At 74.3% G+C, this 15,107-nt stretch carries 16 protein-coding genes and 1 pseudogene; 9 read left to right on the forward strand and 8 right to left on the reverse strand.

Features of this window, described 5'->3' with window-relative positions:
• Nucleotides 1-48: 48 nt before the first annotated feature.
• Genes ACIA8O_RS12840 through ACIA8O_RS12850 form a run of 3 tightly spaced genes read right to left on the reverse strand, consistent with a single transcriptional unit; the run spans nucleotide 49 to nucleotide 2,178 of the window.
• Nucleotides 49-246 carry a hypothetical protein gene (locus tag ACIA8O_RS12840; protein ID WP_396293722.1) on the reverse strand — a complete coding sequence of 66 codons (198 nt, stop codon included), beginning with the start codon at nucleotides 244-246 and terminating at the stop codon, nucleotides 49-51.
• A gap of 44 nt (nucleotides 247-290) precedes the next feature.
• Nucleotides 291-1,778 carry an MFS transporter gene (locus tag ACIA8O_RS12845; protein ID WP_396293723.1) on the reverse strand — a complete coding sequence of 496 codons (1,488 nt, stop codon included), beginning with the start codon at nucleotides 1,776-1,778 and terminating at the stop codon, nucleotides 291-293.
• Nucleotides 1,779-1,824: 46 nt separating this feature from the next.
• Nucleotides 1,825-2,178 carry a VOC family protein gene (locus ACIA8O_RS12850; protein ID WP_396293724.1) on the reverse strand — a complete coding sequence of 118 codons (354 nt, stop codon included), beginning with the start codon at nucleotides 2,176-2,178 and terminating at the stop codon, nucleotides 1,825-1,827.
• 195 nt (nucleotides 2,179-2,373) lie between these two features.
• On the opposite strand from ACIA8O_RS12850, the pseudogene ACIA8O_RS12855 reads away from it, so the two are divergent.
• Nucleotides 2,374-2,595 (forward strand): annotated as a pseudogene (locus tag ACIA8O_RS12855) (aldo/keto reductase); the annotation flags it as partial.
• A gap of 297 nt (nucleotides 2,596-2,892) precedes the next feature.
• On the opposite strand, the gene ACIA8O_RS12860 reads toward ACIA8O_RS12855, so the two are convergent.
• Both ACIA8O_RS12860 and ACIA8O_RS12865 read right to left on the reverse strand, forming a co-directional pair.
• Entirely contained in the window at nucleotides 2,893-3,381 is a 489-nt protein-coding gene (locus ACIA8O_RS12860; RefSeq protein ID WP_396293725.1) for a GNAT family N-acetyltransferase, read from the reverse strand.
• A gap of 91 nt (nucleotides 3,382-3,472) precedes the next feature.
• On the reverse strand, nucleotides 3,473-3,799 hold the full coding sequence (locus tag ACIA8O_RS12865; protein WP_396293726.1) for a nuclear transport factor 2 family protein: 327 nt from the start codon (nucleotides 3,797-3,799) through the stop codon (nucleotides 3,473-3,475).
• A gap of 269 nt (nucleotides 3,800-4,068) precedes the next feature.
• Between ACIA8O_RS12865 and ACIA8O_RS12870 the strand changes: the two genes are divergently transcribed.
• The 4 genes from ACIA8O_RS12870 (at nucleotide 4,069) to thpR (ending at nucleotide 9,000) form a co-directional block, all read left to right on the forward strand.
• On the forward strand, nucleotides 4,069-6,282 hold the full coding sequence (locus ACIA8O_RS12870) for an MMPL family transporter (RefSeq protein WP_396293727.1): 2,214 nt from the start codon (nucleotides 4,069-4,071) through the stop codon (nucleotides 6,280-6,282).
• A 96-nt stretch (nucleotides 6,283-6,378) separates the two neighbouring features.
• Complete coding sequence (locus ACIA8O_RS12875; protein ID WP_396293728.1) at nucleotides 6,379-7,623, forward strand: sensor histidine kinase; 1,245 nt, start codon at nucleotides 6,379-6,381, stop codon at nucleotides 7,621-7,623.
• Nucleotides 7,620-8,291 carry a response regulator gene (locus ACIA8O_RS12880; RefSeq protein WP_396293729.1) on the forward strand — a complete coding sequence of 224 codons (672 nt, stop codon included), beginning with the start codon at nucleotides 7,620-7,622 and terminating at the stop codon, nucleotides 8,289-8,291. The genes ACIA8O_RS12875 and ACIA8O_RS12880 overlap by 4 nt, the downstream gene beginning before the upstream one ends.
• Nucleotides 8,292-8,403: 112 nt before the next feature.
• Nucleotides 8,404-9,000: an RNA 2',3'-cyclic phosphodiesterase gene (thpR, locus tag ACIA8O_RS12885; protein ID WP_396293730.1), complete on the forward strand. Its 597-nt coding sequence runs from the start codon at nucleotides 8,404-8,406 to the stop codon at nucleotides 8,998-9,000.
• A 7-nt stretch (nucleotides 9,001-9,007) separates the two neighbouring features.
• On the opposite strand, the gene ACIA8O_RS12890 is transcribed toward thpR, so the two are convergent.
• The 3 genes from ACIA8O_RS12890 to ACIA8O_RS12900 all read right to left on the reverse strand — a co-directional run bounded on the left by ACIA8O_RS12890 (nucleotide 9,008) and on the right by ACIA8O_RS12900 (nucleotide 10,751).
• The gene (locus ACIA8O_RS12890) at nucleotides 9,008-9,952 is read right to left on the reverse strand and encodes an RNA-binding protein (RefSeq protein ID WP_396293731.1); all 945 of its coding nucleotides are present in this window, start codon (nucleotides 9,950-9,952) and stop codon (nucleotides 9,008-9,010) included.
• 85 nt (nucleotides 9,953-10,037) lie between these two features.
• On the reverse strand, nucleotides 10,038-10,409 hold the full coding sequence (locus tag ACIA8O_RS12895) for a hypothetical protein (RefSeq protein ID WP_396293732.1): 372 nt from the start codon (nucleotides 10,407-10,409) through the stop codon (nucleotides 10,038-10,040).
• Between the two features lie 63 nt (nucleotides 10,410-10,472).
• Nucleotides 10,473-10,751: a hypothetical protein gene (locus ACIA8O_RS12900; RefSeq protein ID WP_396293733.1), complete on the reverse strand. Its 279-nt coding sequence runs from the start codon at nucleotides 10,749-10,751 to the stop codon at nucleotides 10,473-10,475.
• Nucleotides 10,752-10,977: 226 nt separating this feature from the next.
• On the opposite strand from ACIA8O_RS12900, the gene ACIA8O_RS12905 reads away from it, so the two are divergent.
• The 4 genes from ACIA8O_RS12905 to ACIA8O_RS12920 all read left to right on the forward strand — a co-directional run bounded on the left by ACIA8O_RS12905 (nucleotide 10,978) and on the right by ACIA8O_RS12920 (nucleotide 14,994).
• Nucleotides 10,978-11,346 carry a hypothetical protein gene (locus ACIA8O_RS12905; RefSeq protein WP_396293734.1) on the forward strand — a complete coding sequence of 123 codons (369 nt, stop codon included), beginning with the start codon at nucleotides 10,978-10,980 and terminating at the stop codon, nucleotides 11,344-11,346.
• 83 nt (nucleotides 11,347-11,429) lie between these two features.
• A complete protein-coding gene (locus ACIA8O_RS12910) occupies nucleotides 11,430-11,990 on the forward strand; it encodes an ArsR/SmtB family transcription factor (protein WP_396293735.1) in 561 nt (186 codons plus the stop codon).
• Nucleotides 11,987-13,261: an MFS transporter gene (locus tag ACIA8O_RS12915; protein WP_396293736.1), complete on the forward strand. Its 1,275-nt coding sequence runs from the start codon at nucleotides 11,987-11,989 to the stop codon at nucleotides 13,259-13,261. The genes ACIA8O_RS12910 and ACIA8O_RS12915 overlap by 4 nt, the downstream gene beginning before the upstream one ends.
• Before the next feature lie 107 nt (nucleotides 13,262-13,368).
• Complete coding sequence (locus ACIA8O_RS12920; RefSeq protein WP_396293737.1) at nucleotides 13,369-14,994, forward strand: phospholipase D-like domain-containing protein; 1,626 nt, start codon at nucleotides 13,369-13,371, stop codon at nucleotides 14,992-14,994.
• Nucleotides 14,995-15,107: the final 113 nt, after the last annotated feature.

Below are 15,107 nucleotides of genomic sequence, written 5' to 3' on the forward strand. Positions count from 1 at the left end.
GGCCGTCGGGGCGGTGGGGTTCCGCTCCGACGGCCCGGTGACGGTCCGTCAGCGTACGCACCGGGTCAGGAGGGCGGAGATCCCGGCCGTCCCGACCGGCCAGCTCGTGGGGGCGGGGAGCCCTCCGGCGCCGTGCCGCCGGTGCTGTTCCAGCGGGTCGGCATGGGAGGGGAGGCCGGTGCCGCCGAGCAGGCCGACGACGGCCATGGTGGCCACGACGAGGGCGAGTCTCTGCTTGAGGTCCACGGGTGGCCTTCCTGGTGCGGTGCGGTGGGGTGTACGGGGAGGCGTCAGGCGTGCGAGTCGGCGAGTTCGGCGGACTCGGCCGGCGGGGCCTCCGGGGTCTTGGTGCCGTGGGGCAGGACGACCAGGGCCACGACGGCCGCGGCCACCACGCCGACGGCGCTGACCACGAAGGTGGAGGACATCGCGGAGGTGAAGGCCTCACGAGCCTGGCCGGCCAGGCCCGTGTCGCCGAGGGCCAGGGCGTCGGCGATGGAGCGGCGGGCGGCGGCGGGCGCGGTGTCCGGCATCTCGGAGCCGTAGCGGTCGACCAGGATGCTGCCGAGGACGGCCACGCCGAGGGCGGCGCCGGCCTGCTGGATGGTGTCGTTGAGGGCGGAGCCGACACCGGCCTGCGCCGGCGGGATGGCGGCCATCAGGGTGGAGACGGCGGCCGGCATGGCGATGCCGCCGCCCGCGCCCATCAGGACCAGGGCCAGCGCGGTGGGCAGGAAGCCGTCCCCGGCGTCCAGGGTGCCGAGCACGCCGAAGCCGCCGGCGCAGAACAGCAGGCCGGTGACGACCATGGTCCGGTTGCCGAGCCTGGCACCGAGGGCGGCGCCGATGCCGTTGAAGACCAGGGAGGCGACGGCGAGCGGGATGAAGGCCAGGCCGGCCTCGGTCGGGGTGTAGCCGAGCACGAACTGGAGGTACTGGGTGAGCACCAGCAGCAGCCCGCCGTTGCCGATCTGAACCAGCGTCAGGGAGAGCGAGCCGCCGCTGAAGGTGCGGTCGCGGAAGAGCTGGAGCGGAACCATCGGGTGCGGCGTGCGCAGCTCCCAGGCGACGAAGGCGCCCAGGCCGAGGACGGTCACCGCGAGGGAAGGCAGCGAGAGGCCGTGCGGCAGCTCGATGATCGTCCAGACCAGGGCGGACATGCCGACCATCGAGAGCACGGCGCCGAGCGGGTCGGGCCGGGTCTGCGGGCCCTTGGACTCGGGCATCAGCACCAGCGAGGCGAGGATGGCCAGTGCGGCGATCGGCACGTTGATCAGGAACACCGAGCTCCACGAGTAGTGGGCGATCAGTGCGCCGCCCAGCACCGGCCCGCCGACTAGGCCGAGCATGGCGGCCGCGCCCCAGGCGCTCATGGCCTTGCGGCGCTCGTCCTCGTCGAAGACGGTGATCAGGATGGAGAGGGTGGAGGGCATGATCAGCGCGCCGCCGACGCCCATCACGGCGCGGGCGCCTATCAGTTGGGCCGGGTCGGTGACGTAGGTGGCGGCCAGCGAGGCCGCGCCGAACAGGGTCAGGCCGACGATCATCACCTTGCGGCGGCCGTACCGGTCGGAGAGGCTGCCGGAGGTCAGCAGCAGGCCGGCGAAGACCAGGATGTAGGAGTCCAGGATCCACTGGAGGTCCTGGCTGGTGGCGCCCAGGTCCTCGGCCAGCGGCGGGATCGCCACGGTGAGCACCATGTTGTCGATGACCAGGACCAGGGTGCTGAGGCACAGCACGATCAGGATCAGCCACCTGCGGGGATCGCGGTTCTGCATCGGAGCCTTTCGAAGGGGAAGCGGGGTGGGTCGGAAGGGGACGGGGTCAGGCACCGGCAGGCGGGAGCCACTGCACGAGCCGGACCAGGACGCCGTTGGGGTCGGTGAGTTCGAGCAACAGCTCGCCCCAGGGCTCGCGGCGCAGCGGGAGGGTGACGGCGGCGCCCTCGCGCCGCAGCCGCTCGTCCTCGACGGCCAGGTCCGTGACGGCGAGGGAGAGCGCCACCCGCACCGGCCCGGGGCCCGGCGGCAGTTCGAGGTCGCGCCGACAGAGCATCAGGTCCGGGGCGCCGTCGTCCCGGGCGAGGGCCACGGAGTCCTCGTCCACGAGCACCTCCCGGTAGCCGAGGTGAGTGGTGAAGAAGCGGCCGGAGGCGGCCGGGTCCGTGACGCTGAGCACCACGGCGGAGGTCAGGACGTGCAGGGGAACCGACCCCCCCGGGCTGCGGGGACGGGCATGCGGCACCACTCCTCATCTGCGGTTCTCCGGGACCGCACCAGCATTCCGGGGCCGGGGCGGGGGAACAACGACGGAAATCGCAACGGTCGTTAACCCAGGGGTTGACGAAGCCGGGGAGGCGGGACGGGCGTCAGGTACGTGCTCTCGGCCAAGACCGGCCGGGTGGTCCTCGACGAGCACGGCAACCCCGACCGGATCCTGCACGAGTGGACCGCCGACTCCACCGGGCGGGCCGTCGAGGGCAGCCTGCGGCGGCTGCGCACCGGCCGGCCGGACGTGGTCCGGGTGCACGACATCGCCCAGGACTTCCACGGCGGCCTCTGGCTGCGGAAGTTCGAGGAGGCCCGCACGGGTGCCGGGCCGAGCCGCGCGGGTCCGGACCGGTCGGCCCGGCCGCCCCGCTGCCCACCGGTGTCTGAACTCCCTACCGCCGCAAGGAGATTCCCCCGTGGCTTCCCTGCCCGTCAGCCGCGTCCTGCCCGCCACCCCGCAGCAGGTCCGGAACCTGATCGGCGGCTTCGACGCCCTGCCGGACCGAATCCCCCGCATCCCCGAGTCCGCCCGGTGGCCGGCCGGGAGGACCTCGCCGAGGTGCAGTGGTCCGGAGGCGCCGGCCGGGTGCCCGATTCCCCGCGCACCCGGCCGCGCCTCCCCCTACGCCGTACCGGGGCCGCCGCGGACGCCGAACCACTGCTCGGCGCCGAACTCCTCGAAGCGCTCCGCCTCTGTGAAGCCCAGCTTCTGCGCCAGGCGGACGGAGCGGAGGTTGGTGCTCTGGGTGCAGAGCACCACCGGCTCGCCGGGCAGCGCACCGGCCGACCAGTCGAGCACGGCCGCGCAGGCCTCGGTGGCGTAGCAGTGCCCCCAGGCGCGCGGCAGTAGGAGGTAGCTCAGCTCGGCCTCCCCGCCCTCGGGGCGCAGGCGGCCGGGGCGCCCGGCCTCGCGGCGGTCAACCGTGACGGTGCCGATCATCGCCCCGTTCAGCTCCACCACGAACTGTCCGGTCCGCTGCCCAGGCACCTCGGGCATCGCCTGCTCCAGCTCGGCCCGGGGCCGGGCGCCCCCGAGGTGCGCGAACACCTCGGGGAAGGAGAAGAGGTCCACGTACGCGGCCCGGTCGCCGGCCCGGGAGGGGCGGAGCACCAGGCGTTCGGTACGGATCGGGGCGGCCGCCCGACGGGGCCGAGGTGTCGTCCCGTCAGTCCGGCCGGTCCCGAGGGTTCTTGAGGGGGCGTCAGCCGAGAAAGTCCACCCGGTCGATCAGGCCGTCGCGGACCCGGTAGGCGACCAGGACGCGGACCGGGTCGGCGGCCACGCCGTGGGCCAGTTCGTGGTCCACCACCCACTCGCCCTCGGTGAGCCGGCCCAGGATCTCGGCCCGGCAGCGGGCGGCCGCGAACTGGCCGGCGTAGACCTCGCGCAGGGCCTCCCGGCCGCGCAGCGGGTCGGCGCCGCGGCGGGTGACCACCACGTCCTCGGCGTAGGTGGCGGCGAAGGCGTCGAGGTCGTGGGCGTTGTAGGCGGTGAGCTGACGCTCCACCACCTCCTGCGGATCGGTCACGGTCACGGCCTTCCGGTCGGGGCGGGCGATGGCCCCAGCCTAGGGAGGAGGGGTGTTCGTCCGGAAGTACCGGACGGCGGGCGGGGGCGTACTGCGGACGCAGTACGGCGGATGCCTGCGCAGGGACGACGACGGGGGAGGGGGCGGGCGCGAAGGATGGGGGACGCTGCGGGCGGACCGTACCGGGATGGTGGCGGGCCGCTCGCGGCGCGTTCCCGAGTCCGTGCACCGAACGTCCGTGCACCGAACCCGAAGGAGGCCGCACCCCCGTGGCCACGTTCCTGTACCGCTTGGGCCGTTGGGCCTTCGACCGGCGCAAGGCGGTGACGCTGATCTGGGTCGCCGTGCTGGCGGTGGCCGGAGTGCTCGCGGCCAAGGCGCCCGCCGCGCCCGACGACGGCTTCGCGATGCCCGGCACGGAGGCGCAGCGGGCCTTCGACCTGATGAACGAGCGCTTCCCCGGCGGCCACGCGGACGGTGCCCAGGCCCGTCTGGTGTTCGTGGCCCCGGGTGGGCAGAAGATCACCGCGGGGCCGGCCAAGGAGGCCGTGGAGCGGACGGTCGCCGAGCTGGCGCACGCCGAGCAGGTGACCGGCGCGGTCGACCCGTTCCGGGCCGGGACCGTCTCCCAGGACGGCAGTACCGCCTACGCCACCGTCAGCTACGCGGCCAAGGCGGGCAAGCTCTCCGAGGGCGCCACCACCGCGCTGGAGCAGGCTGCCCAGCACGGCCGGGACGCCGGGCTGGAGGTCGAGATCGGCGGTACCGCGCTGATGGCGGAGCCCGAGGCCGGCGGCAGCAGCGAGGCGATCGGCATGGCGCTCTCCGCCGTCGTGCTGGTGATCACCTTCGGTTCGCTGCTGGCGGCCGGGCTGCCGCTGCTCACCGCGCTGCTCGGGGTCGGCCTCGGGATGGCGCTGATCACCGCGCTGGGCAGCGCGCTCGGGCTCTCGGCCACCACCGGGACGCTGGCGATGATGCTGGGCCTGGCGGTCGGCATCGACTACGCGATGTTCATCGTCTCCCGCCACCGGGCCGAGCTGGCCGAGGGCCGGGAGCTGCGCGAGGCGGCCGGCCGGGCGGTCGGCACGGCCGGGTCGGCGGTGGTGTTCGCCGGGCTGACGGTGGTGATCGCGTTGGCGGGGCTCTCCGTGGTGGACGTCCCGATGCTCACCAAGATGGGCCTGGCCGCCGCCGGGACGGTGGTGATCGCGGTGCTGGTGGCGCTCACCCTGGTGCCCGCGCTGCTCGGCTTCCTCGGCCACCGGGTGCTGCCGCGCAAGGTCCGCAAGGGCGCGGCGAAGGGCACGGCGGCGGGCGGGGGCGAGAACGGCGGCGCCCGCTGGGCCCGGTTCGTGCTCCGCCGCCCGCTCGCCGTGCTGCTCGGTGGTGTGATCGGCCTCGGCGTGCTCGCGGCCCCCGCCCTCGACCTGCGGATGGGCCTGCCCGGCGACGAGTCCAAGCCCACCTCCACCACCCAGCGCCGCGCCTACGACCTGCTCTCCGAGGGCTTCGGCCCGGGCTTCAACGGCCCGCTCACCCTGCTGGTCGACGCCAAGGGCGCACCCGACCCGAAGGCCGCCGCCGACGCGGTGGCGAAGACCGTCTCCGGCCTGCCCGGGGTGGCCGCGGTCGCCCCGCCGGTGTTCAACCCGGCCGGGGACACCGCGCTGGTCAACGCCGTCCCGAAGACCGGTCCGGCCGAGGAGGCGACCAAGGACCTGGTCACCGCGATCCGCGGCCACGCGGACGGGCTGAAGGCCGGGACCGGCGCGACCGTCCTGGTCAGCGGCACCACCGCGATGAACATCGACGTCTCGCAGAAGCTCACCGACGCCCTGCCGGTCTACCTCGCCGTGGTGGTCGGCCTGGCCGTGCTGCTGCTCCTGCTGGTGTTCCGCTCGGTGCTGGTCCCGCTGAAGGCGGCGCTCGGCTTCCTGCTCTCGGTGGCCGCCGCGCTCGGCGCCGTGGTCGCGGTCTTCCAGTGGGGCTGGCTGGCGAGCCTGATCGGGGTCGAGCAGACCGGCCCGGTGATGAGCATGATGCCGATCTTCCTGGTCGGGGTGGTCTTCGGCCTGGCCATGGACTACGAGGTCTTCCTGGTCACCCGGATCCGCGAGGGCTTCGTGCACGGGGAGAGCCCGGACGAGGCCATCGTCACCGGGTTCCGGCACAACGCCCGGGTGGTCACCGCCGCGGCCTTCATCATGATCGCGGTCTTCGCCGGGTTCATCGGGATGAGCGAGCCGATGATCAAGATGATGGGGCTGGGCCTGGCCGCGGCCGTCGCCTTCGACGCCTTCGTGGTCCGGATGGCCATCGTCCCGGCCGTGCTCGCCCTGCTCGGCCGCCGCGCCTGGTGGCTGCCGCGCCGGCTCGACCGGGTGCTCCCGGACGTGGACGTCGAGGGCAGCAGGCTCCACGCCGCCGGACCCGCGCCCGCCGGGGAGCGGCAGCGGGAGCCGGAGCCGGCCCGCGTCTGACCGTGTGAAACGCCCTCCGCTCCCGGCCTTCGGCCCGGGGGCGGAGGGCTACCGTTGGCAGCCAGGACCACCCCTTCCGACCGGAGCGCGATACCCGTGAGCGACCTGTGGCGGCGTCTGCGCCGCGACCACCCCCGGCTGCTCGACGCCGTGGGCGGCACCACCCTGGTCGCGGTCGTGGCGCTGGGCGTGACGGTGGAGCAGCACGGCGGCCGGTACGAGGCCCCGGCCCCCGGCACCGCGCTGATCGCCGCCCTCTCCACCGCCGCCGTCTTCCTGCACCGCAGGTACCCGCGCGCGGTGGTCCTGGTCACCCTGCTCTGCACCACCTTCCTGACCGCCACCAGCACCAAGATCAGCCCCGCGCTGGCCACCCCGCTGCTGCTGGCCCTCTACTTCCTCGCCGTGCGCACCGACCGCACCACCGCGCTGCGCGCCTCGCTGGTCACCGCCGTCCTGCTCACCGGCATGACCCTGGCCTTCGGCCCCGGCGGCCCGATCGCCGAACGGCTGGGCGTGCTCGCCTGGTCACTGCTGCCCGGCGCCCTCGGCGACTCCATCCGCAGCCGCCGGGAGCAGCTGGCCGCCATCGAGGAGCGGGCCGAGCGGGCCGAGCGCACCCGGGAGGAGGAGGCCCGCCGCCGGGTCGCCGACGAACGCGTCCGGATCGCCCGCGACCTGCACGACGTGGTCGCCCACCACATCGCCCTCGCCAACGCCCAGGCCGGCATCGCCGTCCACCTGATGGACCGTCACCCCGACCGGGCCCGCGAGGTGCTCAGCCACCTCACCGAGGCGACCGGCTCCGCCCTCCAGGAGCTGCGCGCCACCGTCGGACTGCTGCGCAGCACCGAGGAGCCCGCCCCGCTCGAACCCGCCCCCGGCCTCGACCGGCTCCCCGAGCTCCTGCAGGCCTTCGAACGGGCCGGCCTCCCGGTCCGGCTCACCGTCGAGGGCGAGGCCCGCCCGCTCTCCCCGGGCATCGACCTGACGGCCTACCGGATCCTCCAGGAGTCGCTGACCAACGTCGCCAAGCACGCCCGCGGCGCCGAGGCCCGGATCACCCTCGCCCACGGCCCCGGCCGCCTCACCCTCACCGTGGCCAACGGCCGCCCCGCGCCCGGCGGCCGCGCCGCGCTGCCCGTCACCGGGCCCGGGGGCGGGGGCGGCTTCGGCCTGATCGGCATGCAGGAACGGGCCGCCGCCGTCGGCGGCCGCCTGAGCGCCGGCCGCCGCCCGGACGGCGGCTTCCTGGTCACCGCCGAACTGCCGCTGCGCACCGGCAACGTGACCGCCCTGGACGAAGAGACCCCGCTCACCGGGAAGGACGACCCCGCATGACCATCCGCGTGCTGCTCGCCGACGACCAGGCCCTGCTCCGCGGCGCCTTCCGGATGCTGATCGACTCCGAGGAGGACATGGAGGTGGTCGGCGAGGCCGCCGACGGCCGCCAGGCGGTCGAACTGGCCCGCGCCACCAAGCCGGACCTGGTCCTGATGGACATCCGGATGCCCGGCTCCGACGGCCTCGGCGCGACCGCCGAGATCTGCGCCGACCCGGAGCTCGCCGGCACCCGGGTGCTCATCCTCACCACCTTCGAGGAGGACGAGTACGTCGCCCGGGCCCTGCGCGCCGGGGCCGGCGGCTTCCTCGGCAAGGGCGCCGCACCGGCCGAACTCCTGGCCGCCGTCCGCACGGTGGCGGCCGGTGAGGCGCTGCTCTCGCCCGCCGCCACCCGCGCCGTCATCGACCGCCTGCTCGCCCAGCCCGGCCCGGCCCCGGCCGTCGTCCCGTCCGAGCGGCTCGCCGTCCTGACCGCCCGCGAACGCGAGGTCATGTCGATGGCCGCCACCGGCCTCACCAACGAGGAGATCGCCGAACGGATGGTGGTCAGCCCCTTCACCGTCCGCACCCACGTCCACCGGGCGATGGCCAAGCTCGACGCCCGTGACCGCGCCCAACTCGTCGCCATCGCCTACCGGTCCGGCCTGGTCCCGCCCACCGGCTGACCCGCCGGCCCGGCCGGGCGGTGCGTCCGGTGGTGCGCCGGGCGGTGCGCCTGACGCTGCGCCGGGCGGTCCCGCCGAGGGCCGGGGGCCGCCGAGGTGCTGGAATGTCCTGGTGGACGATCACCCCGAGCCCCCGACCCGGCGCGTCTTCGTGGCGCTCGCCCCGCCCGACGAGGCCAAGGACGAGCTCGCCCGGGCCCTCGGACCCGCCTACGCCGCCCACCCGCAGCTGCGCTGGAACCGCATCGAGGACTGGCACATCACCCTGGCCTTCCTCGGCGAACTCCCCAGCACCACCGTCCCGTCGCTGCGCGCCGCCCTCTCCGGCACGGCCGCCTCCCGCCCCGCCCTGCGGCTCTCCCTGCGCGGCGGCGGCCACTTCGACGAGCGCCTGCTCTGGAGCGGCATCGACGGCGACCTGGACGGCCTCCACCGGCTCGCCACCGAGGTCCGCGCCCTGGTGCGGTCCTGCGGCGTGGACTTCCCCGACCGCCCGCTGCGCCCCCACCTCACCCTGGCCCGCGCCCGCCGCGACGACCGCACCAGCGTCCCCGAGGCCGCCGCCACCCTGGCCGCCTTCACCGGCCGGGCCTGGCCCACCGACCGCCTCCACCTGGTCGGCAGCAACATCGGCCGAGGCCCCGGCCGCATCTACTACCGCGACATCGAGGCCTGGCCGTTCGCCGGCCCGTTCGCCGGCCCGTCGTGACGGTCCGTCAGCCGTAACCGCGGACCCGGACGACGCCGTCGGCGTCGGGCAGCACCGCGTCGGGCAGTGCCCCGGGCCCCTCCGGCACGAGGGCCAGCCGGACCGCCCCGTCGAGCACGGCGGTGTCCTCGGCGTCCTCGAGGTCGACCCAGCACCCGCTGAGCACCCCGCCGGGGTGCTCGACCAGCAGGTGGTGGTAGCCCTCGGGGTCGAGCCCGCCGAGGACCTCCGCCGGAGCGGCGCCGAACAGCGAGGGCCAGGCGGAGAGCCGCGACCGCGGCACGAGGCGGGCGCGGACGGCCGCCACGTCGCCCTCGGCCTCCAGCCGGTGCCAGCGTGCCGCGCTCCCCGCGAAGTACTCCTGGAGCAGCCGTACCCCGCCCGCCGCGACCGCGCGCTCCAGCCGCTCCCAGTACGCCGCGTCGGCCGGCACCTCGGAGGCGCTCCCGTCCGGCTCGGGGGCGTACGGCGACTCGTCGAGGGGCTCGGGGAAGAGGCCGAGCTCCCGGGCCCGTTCGACCCCGGGGCCCACCGGACCGGCCGTGCCGACGTACATGTACAGGTCCCACCCGACGTGCACGAAGAAGCGGTCACCGGCCTCCAGGCGGCACCACCCGCCGCTCTCCCGCAGCATCGCCCGGACCAGTTCGATCCCGGTGGCGAGGTCCACCTCGGCGCCGTCGTGGAAGCCGGTCGGCTCCGCGAACAGGCCGGCCGCACCGGTCCGTTCCGCGGCCGGCCCGCTCCAGTCGTCGACCGCGGTCCCACCCGGGTCACGGACCGTCAGCCGCTCCACCCCGGCAGCCCGGGCGAAGGCCGCGGCGGTCTCCAGGTACGCGGCCTCGATCGGGCCCTCGTCGCAGTCGACGTCGAGCGGGCCCACGTACCAGCCGTTCTCGTCGCGGTCGGCGGGGTCGTACTTGGTCACTCGGTGGACGCGGAGCTCGGGCATCCGGCCATCGTAGGACCCGCCCCGCACGGGGCCGCGCCCGCCACCCATCGAGCGGGCGCGGCCCCGTGCGCGGCGTGACGCCGGGTCAGCCGCCGAGGACGCCGCCCTTGTGGAACTGGTCGACGGGGGCCTCGCTGCAGGCGTTCTTGTTGCCCCACACGCCCGCGACACCGGTCGGGTTGGCGGCCAGGCAGCGCAGGTCGGCGTCGACCAGCGGGGCGCCGTTGCTGTTGATCACGCCGTTCTGGGAGCCGACGAGGGTGTCGCCGAAGTGGTTGCCGAAGGTGCCCTCGCCGGCGGTGGTCTCGCCGTCGCCGTGCATCTGGTACGAGCTGATGGCGCCCTGGGCGCTCTCGTGGGTCTCCATGCCCATGCACTCGGCGGCGGTGGCGGGGGCGGCGACGGCGACGGTGGCGGACACGGCCAGGGCGGTGCCGGACAGGACCTTCTTCAACATGGTCGTTTCTCCTTGCGGTACTGGATGGTTGAGGGAGAGGGAGGGGGTTCGGTGCCCGGGGGGTCAGCCGCCGAGGACGCCGCCCTTCTGGAACTGGGCGACCTGCTCCTCGGTGCAGGCGTTCTCGTTGCCCCACACGCCGGCCACGCCGGTCGCGTTGGCCACCGCGCAGCGCAGGTCGGCGTCGACCAGCGGGGCGCCGTTGCTGTTGACCGCGCCGTTCTGCGAACCGGCCAGGGTGTCGCCGAAGTGGCTGCCGTAGGTGCCCTCCGCCACCGCCGGGCTCGCGATCGAGACCGCGGCGGACAGGGCCAGCACGGCCCCGCTCAGAACCTTCTTCACGTGGTGCTCCTGGTCGTCCGGGCCCCGGGTGGCGCCCTTGCACAGACCGGAACGAGCTAATCGGGCGGAGGTGACTTGACGGACATCCGTTCGGCGCAAGGGCTCATGCGTTCGGCGGACCGTTCCTGCGCCGCCCGAGCTAATCGACGGTGACCCACCGACTCGATCGCCGTTGCGACTGTCGACGCACCGTCAACCTCCCTCCCGCAGACCGGAGAAGAAGCTCATGAAGAAGTTCCTGGCCGGCGCCGCGCTCGCCGTCTCCGCCTCGGTCTCCCTCACCGGGACCGCCACCGCCACCGCCGCCTCGACCATGGGCGCGGACACCAACGACAACGCCCGCCAGGCCATCGACGCCTACCGCATGTACGAGAACGGCGGCCCCTCCGAGGGCACCTTCGGCAACCACTTCGGCGACACCCTCGTCGGCTCCCAGAACGGCGTCATCAACAGCAACGGCGCCCCCCTGGTCATGGTCGACCTGCGCTGCGCCGTCCCCAACGCCACCGGCGTCGGCGCCGACTTCGGCAACAAGAACGCCTGCAGCAACGCCCCCGTCGACCAGTTCCAGAAGGGCGGCATCCTCGGCGGCTGACCGGTCGGCGCTCTGGCCGGCGCCCCGAGCGGCATGCACAAGAGGTGTTGCACAACACCTCTTGTGCATGCCAGGATCGCCGTATGACAGAGGATCAGATCAAGAACTCCGAACGCCTCTCCGCCCTGGCCCACCCCCTCCGCCGCCGCCTCGCGGACATCCTCCGGGCCTACGGCCCCGCCACCGCCAGCACGCTCGCCGAGCGCACCGGCCAGGCCGTCGGCAACGTCAGCCACCACCTGCGGGTGCTGGGCGCCGCCGGGATCATCGAGGAGGCCCCCGAACTCGCCCGCGACAAGCGCGAACGCTGGTGGCGCCGCTCCTCGGAGAACCTCTCCTGGAACCGCAGCGACTTCGCCTCCGACCCGGCCGCCGCGCTCGTCTCCCAGACCGTCCAGTCGATGCTGCTGGACCGGCACACCGCCGCCGCGCGCGAGTGGCTGCTCGGCGAGCAGTCCGAGGAGTGGGTGGACACCTCCTTCGTCGCCGACCGCTGGCTGATGCTCACCCCGGAGGAGCTGGAGGAGATGGCGCGGGAGATCATCGCGGTCCAACTCAAGTGGGGGACACGGGAGATCCCGGACGACGGGCGCGAGCGCCAGTCGGTCCTGGTCTTCTCCTACGGAATGCCGGCCCAGCCGTGACCACCACCTCCACCCCCGCCTCCCTCGCCCCCGCCCCGCCGCACCTCCCGCACGCCGCACGCGACTTCCGCCTGTTCTGGTTCGGCGAGACCGCCAGCAGGATCGGCAGCGGCATCAGCGGCGTGGCCGTGCCGCTCGCCGCCGTCACCGTGCTCGACGCCTCCGCCTTCCAGGTCGGCGTGCTCACCGCGATGACCTGGCTGCCCTGGCTCCTGGTCGGCCTGCCCGCCGGCGCCTGGGTGGACCGGATGCCCCGGCGCCCCCTGATGGCCGGCTGCAACCTGCTGTCGGTCCTCCTGCTCGTCAGCGTCCCGGCCGGCTCCTGGCTGGGCGTGCTCTCCTTCACCCAACTCGCCGTCACCGCACTGCTGCTGGGCACGGCCGGCGTCTTCTTCCAGGCCGCCTACCAGGTCTACCTGCCCTCGCTCCTGCCCGCCGACCGACTGGCCGCGGGCAACGCCAGGATGCAGGGCTCCGAAGCCTTCGCCCAGGTCGCCGGCCCCGGCCTGGCCGGGGCGATCACCCAGGCCCTGGGCGTCCTCGGCGGACTGCTCGCCGACGCCGCGACCTTCGTGGTCTCCACCGTCTGCCTGCTCTCCATCCGCTCGAAGGAGGCACCGGTCGAGCGCCGGGAGAACACCACCCTCGGCCGCGACATCCGCGAGGGCCTGCGCTTCGTCGCCCACGACCCGTACCTGCGGGTCTTCGCCCTCTTCGGCGCCCTCTTCAACCTGGCCTTCATCGCCTACCAGGCCGTCCTGGTCGTCTTCCTGATCCGTGAACTCCGCCTCCCCACCGGCCTGGTGGGCCTGCTCCTGATGGGCATCAGCGTCGGCGGCGTGATCGGTGCGACCCTGGCCACCCGGATCGCCGCCCGCCTCGGCACCGCCCGCGGCCTGCTGACCGCCCTCTTCGCCACCGTCCCGGCCGCCCTGGTCATCCCGCTCGCCGCCCCCGGCCCCCGGCTCTCCCTGCTCGTCGCCGGCGGCCTGCTGATCGGCCTCGGCACCGTGGTCAGCAACGTCATCCGCGGCAGCTTCCGCCAGCTCTACACCCCGCGCCCACTGCTCGGCCGGGTCAGCACCGGCATGATGTTCCTCAACTTCGGCACCATCCCCCTGGGCGGCCTCCTCGGCGGCACCCTCGCCGAGACCATCGGCCTGCGCCCCACCCTCTGGCTGGTCGCCGCCGTGATGGCCGCCTCCCCGCTGACCCTCCTGATCGGCCCCCTCAAGTCCCGCCGCGACCTGCCGACGGCCCCGGTCCGCTGAACGGCGGGGGTCGGACGGCGGGCGCGGTGGGACATTACTTGTCAGTAATGTCAGGGCGTCCCGGCGGTGAACCACGCACCAACCGCCATGTTCTGAAGGATCGTCACGTGTCCCGACCCGGCCGCGCCCTGCGCACCGTCCTCGCCACCACCGCCTCCGCCGCCCTCCTGACGGTCGTGCCGGCCGTGCCCGCCAGTGCCGACTCCGGCGGGGCCGGGGGCACCGCCCACCTCGACGCCGTGGAGCGCGTCCTGCGGGAGGTGTCGCCCGGGCTGGAGGGCACCGTCTGGCAGCGCACCGAGGGCAACAGCCTCGCCGGGACGGCCGGGGACCCGGCGGGCTGGCTGCTCCAGACGCCCGGGTGCTGGGGCGACGCCACCTGTGCCGACCGGCCCGGTACCCGCGCGCTGCTCGCGAAGACGACCGCCGACGTCGCCGCCGCCACCCGCACGGTCGACGTCTCCACCCTGGCGCCGTTCCCCGAGGGGGGCTTCCAGGACGCCCTGGTGGCCGGCCTCAAGGCCTCGGTCGCGGCCGGCCACCGCCCGGTGGTGCGCATCCTGGTCGGTGCGGCGCCGGTCTACCACGCCAACGTCCTGCCCTCCCGCTACCGCGACGAGCTGATCGCCAAGCTGGGCCCGGCGGCCTCGTCGGTCAGCCTCAACATCGCCTCGATGACCACCTCGCGCACCGCGTTCTCCTGGAACCACTCCAAGCTCCTGGTGGTCGACGGACGCACCGTCATCGCCGGTGGCATCAACGGCTGGAAGAACGACTACCTCGACACCGCCCACCCCGTCACCGACGTCGACCTCGCGCTGACCGGCCCCGCCGCCACCTCCGCCGCCCGCTACCTGGACACCCTCTGGGAGTGGACCTGCAGCCGGACCGGCGTCTTCGACATGGCCTGGTTCGCCTCCTCCGACGGCGGCGCCTGCCGCCCGTCGATGGAGCGCGAGCTCAACCCCGTCGCATCCGCCACCGGGACCGTCCCGGTGATCGCCGTCGGCGGCCTCGGCGTCGGGATCAAGGACAAGGACCCCCGGTCCGCGTACCGGCCCGCGCCGGTGAGCGGAGCGGCGGACGCCAAGTGCGGCCCGCTCACGCTCTCCGACAACACCAACGCCAACCGCGACTACGAGACGGTCAACCCCGAGGAGAACGCCCTGCGCGCCCTCATCGGCAGCGCCCAGCGGCACGTCGAGATCTCCCAGCAGGACGTGAACGCCAGCTGCCCGCCGCTGCCCCGCTACGACGCCCGCCTCTACGACCTGCTCGCGGCCAAGCTGGCGGCCGGCGTCAAGGTGCGGATCGTGGTCAGCGACCCGGCCAACCGCGGCGCCGTCGGCAGCGGCGGCTACTCGCAGATCAAGTCGCTCGCCGAGATCAGCGACCTCCTCAAGGCCCGGCTGACCGGCCTGACGGGTGATCAGGCCCGCGCCACCGCAACGATGTGCGGCAACCTCCAGCTCGCCACCTTCCGTGCCGCCCCCACCGCCACCTGGGCCGACGGCCGCCCGTACGCGCTGCACCACAAGCTGGTCGCGGTCGACGACTCGGCCTTCTACATCGGCTCCAAGAACCTCTACCCCGCCTGGCTCCAGGACTTCGGCTACATCGTCCAGGACCGCACCGCCGCCGCCCAGCTCGACCGCGACCTGCTGGCCCCCGAGTGGCGGTACTCCCAGGCCACCGCGACCGTCGACTGGGCCACCGGGACCTGCCGCGCCTGACCCGCCTGGCCCGACTGACCCGCCTGACGCCCCCGGACCGTCTCCGGTGCCGTTGCCCCTCGGGACGCGTACTGCTGCCCGAACGACTCTTCCCTTTTCGGGGTTGTCAAGGT

Source organism: Kitasatospora sp. NPDC051853, assembly GCF_044452665.1.
Taxonomy (GTDB): Bacteria; Actinomycetota; Actinomycetes; order Streptomycetales; family Streptomycetaceae; genus Kitasatospora.

Excerpts from the sequence above, each read along its gene's own strand:
- ACIA8O_RS12845 (WP_396293723.1), bottom strand. The coding sequence starts at position 1,778 with ATGCAGAACCGCGATCCCCGCAGGTGGCTGATCCTGATCGTGCTGTGC.
- ACIA8O_RS12880 (WP_396293729.1), top strand. The coding sequence starts at position 7,620 with ATGACCATCCGCGTGCTGCTCGCCGACGACCAGGCCCTGCTCCGCGGC.
- ACIA8O_RS12890 (WP_396293731.1), bottom strand. The coding sequence starts at position 9,952 with ATGCCCGAGCTCCGCGTCCACCGAGTGACCAAGTACGACCCCGCCGAC.
- ACIA8O_RS12895 (WP_396293732.1), bottom strand. The coding sequence starts at position 10,409 with ATGTTGAAGAAGGTCCTGTCCGGCACCGCCCTGGCCGTGTCCGCCACC.
- ACIA8O_RS12905 (WP_396293734.1), top strand. The coding sequence starts at position 10,978 with ATGAAGAAGTTCCTGGCCGGCGCCGCGCTCGCCGTCTCCGCCTCGGTC.
- ACIA8O_RS12910 (WP_396293735.1), top strand. The coding sequence starts at position 11,430 with ATGACAGAGGATCAGATCAAGAACTCCGAACGCCTCTCCGCCCTGGCC.